Raw genomic sequence first — 8043 nt, forward strand, 5'->3', positions numbered from 1 at the left:
GGTCCCCGTCACCGACTCGGACGGCCGTCTGGTGGGACACAAAGGTGCCAATGGCCGAGTCTAACGGGGCGGAGGTATGCGAATGCGCCCGCGGGGCTCAGGCGAGATAGGCCGGAGCGCTCACGGGCAACGTAAATCGGAACTCGGCGCCGGCGCCGGGGGCGCGGCCGACCGTGATCGTGCCGCCGTGGGCCTCGACGATGCCCTTGACGATGTAGAGCCCGAGGCCCGTCCCGCCGCGCTTGCTGCCCCGCCAGAAGCGGGTGAAGACGCGGTTCATGGACTCCTCCGGGATGCCGGGCCCCTCGTCGCTCACCGTGACCGACGTACCGGTGTCCTCGTCCTCGCGGGGGGACGCCGTGGCCGTGACGTCGATCGTGACAGTTCCCTCGCCGTGCCGCACGGCATTTTCGAGCAGGTTGCTGAGCACCTGATCGATCTTGTCGGGATCGGCCCACAGGTCGGGCAGCGGCTGCTGGACGCGCAGCAGGAACCGGTCGGCGGGCTGCCCGGCGGCGACGTAGGCCTGGATGTGCCGTCCGACGGCGGCGCCGATGTCGACGGGCTGGCGGCGCACCTCCAGGCGGCCGGAGTCGATCCGGGAGATGTCGAGCAGCTCGGCGATGAGCCGGGTGACCCGGTCGGCGTCGGCGTCGACGGTCTCCAGCATCAGGCGTTTCTGGTCGTCGGTGAAGCGTTCCCACTTGGCGAGCAGCGTGGCGGTGAAGCCCTTGACCGAGGTCAGCGGGGAGCGCAGTTCGTGGGCGACGGTGGCGATCAGTTCGGCGTGGCTGCGTTCGGTGCGGCGGCGGGCCTCGGTGTCGCGCAGGGTGACGACCAGGCGCCTCAGGGGTCCGGTGGGCCGGGTGCGCACGTAGCGCGCGGAGACCAGCACCTCACGGCCGCCGGGCAGGAGCAGGTTCCGCTCCGGCTGTCCGACGCGGATGGCGAGGCCGCCGTACGGATCGGTCAGCTGCCACCAGCGCCGGCCCTCCAGGTCTTCTAACGGCAGTGCCTTCTCCAGGCGCTGCCCGAGGGCGTCCCGGGCGCGGACGGCGGTGATGCGCTCGGCGGCGGCGTTGAAGCAGATGACAAGGCCCTGCTCGTCGGCGACGACGAGCCCGTCGGGCAGCTGATCGGGGTCGATGCCGAGGCCGGCGTGGTCACCGGGTGGCCGGGACGCGGCGGGCGGGCTCCCGGCGTCCTGGGCTCCCGGTGCGCTGCTCGTGCCGACGGTCATCCCCGTACCCCACCTCCAAGGCTCGCAGAGGGGTCCCTGAGCTGGTCACCCTACTAGTTCCCGGTGACGGAGCGGCACCCTCCGGAGGCGCGCTGTGCACGCGCCGACGCATAGAGACATACGGCGGCGGCGGTGGCGAGGTTCAGGCTCTCGGCCTTCCCGTGGATCGGGACGCGGACGACGGCGTCGGTGAGGGCACGCGTCTCCTCCGGCAGACCCCAGGCCTCGTTGCCGAAGACCCAGGCGGTGGGCCCGCCCATGGTGCCCTTGTCGAGCTCGTCGTCGAGGTCGCGGTCGCCCGCGCCGTCGGCGGCGAGCACCCGGACACCGGCGCCCCGCAGTGCGTCGACGGCCTGCTCCACGGGGACGCCGACGGCGACCGGCAGGTGGAACAGGGAGCCGACGGAGGCGCGGACGGCCTTGGGGTTGTACACGTCGACGGAGGCGTCGGTCAGGACGACGGCCTCGGCCCCGGCGGCGTCGGCGCAGCGCAGTACCGTCCCGGCGTTGCCCGGGTCACGGACGTTGGCGAGGAGGGCGACGAGCCGGGGGCGGGCCGCGAGGACCTCCTCGAAGGGCGTGTCCAGGAACCGGCAGACACCGACGAGCCCCTGCGGGGTGACGGTGGTGGAGATGTCGGCGATGACCTGCTCGGCGGCGAGGTGCACCCGGGCTCCGGCGTCCCGCGCCGCCCCCACGATGTCGGCGTAGCGCTCGGCGGCCTCCAGCGTGGCGAACAGCTCCACGAGTGTCGCCGCGTCCCCGGCCCGGTGCCCGGCGGCTTCCCGCACGGCCTGCGGCCCCTCCGCGAGGAACAGCCGGTCCTTCCCCCGGAAGTTCCGCTTGGCCAGCCGCCGCGCGGCCAGGACGCGGGGCGAGCGGGGGGAGATGAGCTCGGGGGTGGCGGGAGGCATCCGGTTCGCTTTCTCGGTAGCTGCACAACAGGACCCGCAGACCGTCCGGCCTGCGGGTCCTTCAGTCACATCGGCTCGAGCCGGTGTCACGCAGCCTTCGGCGCGTTCACGTCGCTCGGCAGCGCCTTCTGGGCGACCTCGACGAGCGCGGCGAACGCCCCGGCGTCGTTGACGGCCAGCTCGGCCAGGATCTTGCGGTCGACCTCGACGTTCGCGGCCTTCAGACCCTGGATGAAGCGGTTGTAGGTCATGCCGTTGGCGCGGGCAGCGGCGTTGATGCGCTGGATCCACAGCTGACGGAAGTCGCCCTTGCGCTTCTTGCGGTCGTTGTAGTTGTAGACCAGCGAGTGGGTGACCTGCTCCTTGGCCTTGCGGTACAGGCGCGAGCGCTGACCGCGGTAGCCGGAAGCCTGCTCGAGGATCGCCCGGCGCTTCTTGTGGGCGTTGACTGCCCGCTTGACGCGTGCCACTTGTTAACTCCTTGTAGCGGGGTCGTGGGGGTGCTCACACGACCCGAAATCGATTGGGTCCCGGTCTGACGTACGTCCGGCGCTCACGCGCCCGGACGTCACTTGCCGAGAAGCTTCTTGATCTTCGCGGCGTCGCCCGGGGCCATCTCGGCGTTGCCGGTGAGGCGACGCGTCACACGGGACGACTTGTGCTCGAGCAGGTGGCGCTTGCCGGCGCGCTCGCGCAGCACCTTGCCGGAGCCGGTGATCTTGAAGCGCTTGCTGGCACCGCTGTGCGACTTGTTCTTCGGCATAGCGCCGTACTCTCCTCGTCGGTGGCGCTCCGGTGCCCGGTCGCGAAACCGGGCACGGTGGAGCGTCGTCTTGTATCGGTTGCTTCCTGGGACTGGCGTCCCGGGAGTCACGCCTCGGCGGGTTCCTCGGCAGGCTCCTCAGCCGGCGCCTCGTTCTCCGCGGCGTTCTGCGACTTGCCGGGGTTGGCCTTCGCATCCGCCTTGCGGGCTTCCTGCGCCTGGCGAGCCTCGGCCATCGCCTCGGTCTTCTTCTTGTGCGGACCGAGAACCATGATCATGTTCCGGCCGTCCTGCTTCGGGTTCGACTCGACGAAACCGAGGTCCTGGACGTCCTCCGCGAGACGCTGCAGCAGTCGGTAGCCCAGCTCGGGACGGGACTGCTCGCGACCACGGAACATGATCGTGATCTTGACCTTGTCGCCCTGCTTGAGGAACCGGACGACGTGACCCTTCTTGGTGTCATAGTCGTGCGGGTCGATCTTCGGCCGGAGCTTCATCTCCTTGATGACCGTGTGCGCCTGGTTCTTGCGCGCCTCACGGGCCTTCATGGCCGACTCGTACTTGAACTTCCCGTAGTCCATGAGCTTGCACACGGGCGGACGGGCGTTCGCCGCGACCTCGACCAGGTCCAGGTCGTACTCCTGCGCAAGCTCCAGTGCCTTGGCCAGGGGGACGATGCCCACCTGCTCGCCACTGGGACCGACAAGTCGCACCTCGGGAACGCGAATCCGGTCGTTGATGCGGGGCTCGGCGCTGATGGATCCTCCTCGGTAGCACCACGCGACGGTCTGGCGGACGGCCGCGTAACGTCTTTTATCGATAGACCTAACCGCGCCGAAGCAATAAAAATGCCCCGGACGATTCCCAGGCGGGGCTCCTCGAACTACCGGAGCACCGCCGCGGGGGCCGCGGGGCGCAATTTCGGACGGATCGCCGCCGCTGGGACGGGACCGTCTGACCGGTGACCCGCCGCCCTGAGGGTGATCGGGTGGGAGTTCGAAAGCCTCCACTTGTGGGTCGGTCTCGCGGGCTGTGAGGCGCACGTGTCCGACCGGTCGTTACCCGAGATTACCAGCAAGGGCCAGGAACGGCCAATTGGGGCGTGCCGGGGTCACGTGGGGGCCGACCGCACACTGCGCCTATCGTGTGGGGCATGAGTGAGACCCCTCCTGAGTCCCCCGACTTCGACGCCATGGCCCGTGACATCGCCGAGGTCCCCGCGGTCGAGGTGATCGTGACGGTCGCCGTCAACCTGATGAGCGCCGCCGCCGTGAAGCTCGGTCTGACCGAGGAGGGCGAGAAGCACAAGGACCTCGACGAGGCCCGCAAGCTGGTGCACGCCCTGGCCGGTCTGCTGGACGCCACCGCGACCGAGATCAGCTCCTTCCACGCCGCTCCCCTGCGCGACGGCCTGAAGTCGCTCCAGCTGGCGTTCCGCGAGGCCTCGCTCGTCCCGGACGAGCCGGGCCAGGGGCCGGGCGAGAAGTACACGGGCCCGGTCTACGGCTAGGTCGTGCCCTAGCCGTACCTCAGCGCACGAACAGGGGCTCGCCCGGTGGCGTCGCCTCGGCAGGCAGCAGTGCCAGGTCGAGGCCGCGCACCAGGCGGGCCCTGAGTGTTGCGTCGGCGGCGAGCCGCTCGGCGACGGCCCTGGCCGCCTCGGCCGGCGCCGCGGACGGGTCCAGCACCAGGGCGAGGGTGCCGTCGGCCTGGCCCGGGCCGAGGTGGGCGCGCAGGACGGCGGGCTCGGCGGCGACGGCGTCCCGGACGGCCCCGACGACGGCCGGGTCGCTGAGCGGGTCGGTGGTCGTACGGCCCTCGGCGAGGGCGAGCAGGGCGGGGCCGGTCAGCTCGAAGGGCACCGGTCCGGCCATGTCGAGCACGATCGTGTCCGCCTTCTCGTGCGCGGCGGCCTGCAGGGCCTGGTGCAGCGGTACGGCGACGGGGCGGGCCTGCGGGTCCCAACGGGCGAGGGAGTCCGTGGAGGTGAAGGCGGGCAGGGCGGTGCGGTTGCCGGCCTTGAGGGTGGGGACGGCCATGTCGCTGGTCTTCTCGCGGCGCAGCCCGTTCTCGTCCTCCTCGACCTCGCCGAGGACCGCCACGACGGGCACGAGCAGCCGGGCAGCCTTGAGGGCGGCGAGGACCGGACCCACCGCGCTCCGGTCCTCGGCCCAGGCGGCGAGAGCCGCGCTCAGCCGGGGGTCGGCGGAGCCGTCGTCGTCGGAGAAGCCGGAGTCCGGGATGTTCTTGTTCGCCACGCGTCGACCCTATCCGCCGGGCGCTGCGCTCCCGGCAGCGCCTCAGAAGTCCTCGCGGCTCCTGCGGCTGCCGCGCCACAGGACGACCGCCGCGACCAGCAGGACGCCGCCGGCGCCGCCCGCGAGAGGTGCGGCCCAGGCGGCGGTGCCGTCGCCGGAGGCGTCGTCGTCCGGTCCGCTGCCGAAGTACTTCGCGCCGTGGGACGCGGATTGCAGGTCCTCGGGCTTGAGCCGGCCGGCCGCCTCGATGGCGGCGGCCGGGTCGATGAAGCCGTAGCCCCGGGAGTCGTCCCGGCCCCCGGTGGGGGCGTTGCGGGCGGTGTCCTCCAGGAGCGACTTGATCTGGGCCGGGGCCAGGCCGGGGTGGGCCGCCTTGACCAGGGCGGCGGCGCCGGAGACGAAGGCGGCGGCGGCGCTGGTGCCCCAGCCTTCGTAGTACTTGTGGTCGGGGTCGGCGATGACGACGTCGACGCCCGGGGCACTGACGGTGGCGTACCAGCGGCGGGTGGAGAACGACGCGCGGGTTCCGGCTCGGTCGACGGCGGTGGCGGCGATGACGCCCGGGTAGGCGGCCGGGTAGGAGATGTGATCGCCCTTCTCGCCGCCGTTGCCCGCGGAGGCGACGACGACCACGCCTTTGCCCAGGGCGTACTGGATGGCCTGGTCCTCGGCGGGTTCGGGGTGTGCGGAGGCGGAGTCGTCGCCGAGGGAGAGGTTGATGACGTCGGCGCCGTGGTCGGCGGCCCAGCGGATGCCTTCGGCGAGGGCGTTGCCGCGGGTGCTGCGGGCCTTGGCCCGGGAGGGGTCGCCGTCCTCCAGGATCACGCGGACGGGGAGGATCTTCGCTTCGGGGGCGATGCCGATGACGCCGTCGGCGTCGCCCGGGCCGTGCCCGTGGCCGGCGATGATCCCGGCCATGGCGGTGCCGTGCCGGGCCCAGGCGCGGTCGCCGGGCTCGGCGCCGAAGCGGATCAGGTCCTTGCCGGGCAGGACGTTGCCGACCAGGTCGGGGTGGTCGGCCTCGACACCGGTGTCCAGGACGGCGACGGTGATGCCCCTGCCCTTCGTGGTCTGCCAGGCCTCTTCGGTGTGCATGGCCTCCAGGGCCCACTGCTGGGCGCGGATGCCGTCGGCGTGGGCGGTGGCGGCGGGGAGGAGGACGAGACCGACGGTGAGCAGGGCTCCGAGGGCGGCGGCCTTGCGGGACGGCCTGCGCGGGTGTTTCCGGGCCGGGGCGTGCACAGCGGTCACGAGGGTCGCTCCGAGGCCGAGCGGACGTCTTTGCGGAGGTCGCGTTCGACGCGGTCGGCGAGGCCCTGCGCCTCGTTGCCGAGGCCGGCCTGGGCGGCGGCGGTGGTGGCGTCGGCCTCCATGGCGTCCCCCGCGGGCTGCGGGTCGTCCACGGTGCGGCCGTCGGCCCAGCCGGAGACGGCGTAGACGACGACGGGGGCCTCGGTGAGCACGGAGACGGTCCAGGAGGCGCGCTGCCTGGCGCCGAAGCCCGCGGCGGGTGTGCCCTGCGCGGCGTACGGCAGGGGCATCAGGTCGCTGCGGCGGTCCAGGCGCTCCTTGCGGAAACGGTTCGCGAGGGCGGTCATGCCGGGGGCGTCGGCCGTGGTGAAGAGCAGGCCGACGGTGGTCACGTAGCTCTCGGTGGCGTCGGTGTAGGTGGCGCGCAGGAGGCGCTCGCAGCCGACGGGCGCGAGGGCCTTGCGCAGCAGCGGGTCGAAGGCGTCCTTGCAGCCGCTGTCCGGGGCGACGGCGATCCGGGTCCAGGTGCGGTCCGCTCCGCCGGGCCCGGCGCCCCGGCCCTGCACGGTGGGCGGGAACAGCTGGTCGACCGGGACGCTGTGCCAGAGGTTCTGGGCCGCGGCGAAGGTGCTGGGTGAGCCCTCGTCGCCGGAGCCCCCGACGAGCCAGCCGCCGGTGACCGCTCCCGAGATGAGCCCCAGCCCGAGCACGAGGCAGGCGGCGGCCGCGGCGGCCCGGGGCGCTCCGCGCCGGCCGAGCGGCCGGGGCCGCGCGTCGCCGTCGTAGCCCTCGGGCTCGCCGAAGGACACGACGGGGCGCGTGGCGCTCCAGGAGAGCGCGGGGTCGGGGGAGACGGGGGCGGGGTCGCGGGGTGGGGGTGCGGAAGGTGCGGGCCGCCGGGTGGGCGCCGGGGGCACGGGCAGGTCCCGCCCGGCACCGGTGCCGGGCGCGGCCGGTGCCGGCGGCTCGTGTGCGGGGCGGCCGGTCGTGGCACCGGTACCGGTTGCGGCCGGTGCCGGCGGCTCGTGTGCGGGGCGGCCGGTCGTGGCACCGGTACCGGTTGCGGCCGGTGCCGACGGCTCCTGTGCGGGGCGCGGCGGGGTGGTGGGGCGCGCGGACCCGGGGCGGGCTGCCGTCGTCCTGTGCGCGGTGGGGCGGCCGAAGGGTGCGGCGGGCTCGCCCGGGGCCGGGCGCGCGGACCCGGGGCGGGCTGCCGCCGTCCTGTGCGCGGCGGGGCGGCCGAAGGGTGCGGCGGGCTCGTCCGGTGCCGGGTCCCCGGGGACGGGGCGAAGGCGTGCGGTCGTCTCGGAGGCGTGGTCCCCGGGGGCACCGGGACGGCGGGGCGGGGGCAGGCGGAACGGCCGGCCGGTCGTCTCCGGGGCCGCCCCGGCCGCAGCGGCCGGACGGCCGGGCGCGGAGAGGCGGAAGGGCCGGCCGGAGGACTGCGACGAGGTCCCGTCCTGGGTGCCGGGACTCCCTGCCCGGCCGGAGGACTGCGACAGGGTCCCGTCCTGGGTGCCGAGACTCCCTGCCCGGCCGGAGGACTGCGACAGGGTCCCGTCCTGGGTGCCGAGACTCCCTGCCCGGCCGGAGGACTGCGACAGGGTCCCGTCCTGG

At 73.5% G+C, this 8043-nt stretch carries 9 protein-coding genes; 1 reads left to right on the top strand and 8 read right to left on the bottom strand.

Features of this window, described 5'->3' with window-relative positions; translation table 11 throughout:
- Positions 1–97: 97 nt before the first annotated feature.
- The 5 genes from ACFY5B_RS14635 to infC all read right to left on the bottom strand — a co-directional run bounded on the left by ACFY5B_RS14635 (position 98) and on the right by infC (position 3675).
- Positions 98–1240: an ATP-binding protein gene (locus ACFY5B_RS14635; protein WP_389968866.1), complete on the bottom strand. Its 1143-nt coding sequence runs from the start codon at positions 1238–1240 to the stop codon at positions 98–100.
- Positions 1241–1293: 53 nt separating this feature from the next.
- Positions 1294–2154, bottom strand: a complete 861-nt coding sequence (locus ACFY5B_RS14640; RefSeq protein WP_389968868.1) for a TrmH family RNA methyltransferase — start codon at positions 2152–2154, stop codon at positions 1294–1296.
- A gap of 86 nt (positions 2155–2240) precedes the next feature.
- A complete protein-coding gene (gene rplT / locus ACFY5B_RS14645; protein WP_003989074.1) occupies positions 2241–2624 on the bottom strand; it encodes a 50S ribosomal protein L20 in 384 nt (127 codons plus the stop codon).
- A gap of 98 nt (positions 2625–2722) precedes the next feature.
- Entirely contained in the window at positions 2723–2917 is a 195-nt protein-coding gene (rpmI, locus tag ACFY5B_RS14650) for a 50S ribosomal protein L35 (protein ID WP_003977225.1), read from the bottom strand.
- Between the two features lie 107 nt (positions 2918–3024).
- Positions 3025–3675, bottom strand: coding sequence for a translation initiation factor IF-3 (gene infC / locus ACFY5B_RS14655; protein WP_344454850.1), 651 nt, complete (start codon positions 3673–3675; stop codon positions 3025–3027).
- Between the two features lie 395 nt (positions 3676–4070).
- Between infC and ACFY5B_RS14660 the strand changes: the two genes are divergently transcribed.
- Positions 4071–4427 (top strand): DUF1844 domain-containing protein, encoded by a 357-nt coding sequence (locus tag ACFY5B_RS14660; protein ID WP_062925865.1) that lies wholly within the window; start codon positions 4071–4073, stop codon positions 4425–4427.
- A 19-nt stretch (positions 4428–4446) separates the two neighbouring features.
- On the opposite strand, the gene ACFY5B_RS14665 is transcribed toward ACFY5B_RS14660, so the two are convergent.
- From ACFY5B_RS14665 to ACFY5B_RS14675, 3 genes are all read right to left on the bottom strand, one after another.
- A complete protein-coding gene (locus ACFY5B_RS14665) occupies positions 4447–5175 on the bottom strand; it encodes an SseB family protein (protein WP_389968871.1) in 729 nt (242 codons plus the stop codon).
- A 42-nt stretch (positions 5176–5217) separates the two neighbouring features.
- A complete protein-coding gene (gene mycP / locus ACFY5B_RS14670; RefSeq protein ID WP_389968873.1) occupies positions 5218–6426 on the bottom strand; it encodes a type VII secretion-associated serine protease mycosin in 1209 nt (402 codons plus the stop codon).
- The coding region (locus ACFY5B_RS14675; RefSeq protein WP_389968875.1) for a hypothetical protein at positions 6423–8043 on the bottom strand (1621 nt) is incomplete at its 5' end. The genes ACFY5B_RS14675 and mycP, both read right to left, overlap by 4 nt.

The organism is Streptomyces sp. NPDC013187 (genome assembly GCF_042899705.1).
Classification (GTDB): domain Bacteria; phylum Actinomycetota; class Actinomycetes; order Streptomycetales; family Streptomycetaceae; genus Streptomyces; species Streptomyces hawaiiensis_A.

Bases quoted from the DNA above. Each gene is read 5' to 3' on its own strand.
- ACFY5B_RS14660 (WP_062925865.1), top strand. From the start codon at position 4,071: ATGAGTGAGACCCCTCCTGAGTCCCCCGACTTCGACGCCATGGCCCGT.
- rpmI (WP_003977225.1), bottom strand. From the start codon at position 2,917: ATGCCGAAGAACAAGTCGCACAGCGGTGCCAGCAAGCGCTTCAAGATC.
- ACFY5B_RS14635 (WP_389968866.1), bottom strand. From the start codon at position 1,240: ATGACCGTCGGCACGAGCAGCGCACCGGGAGCCCAGGACGCCGGGAGC.
- ACFY5B_RS14640 (WP_389968868.1), bottom strand. From the start codon at position 2,154: ATGCCTCCCGCCACCCCCGAGCTCATCTCCCCCCGCTCGCCCCGCGTC.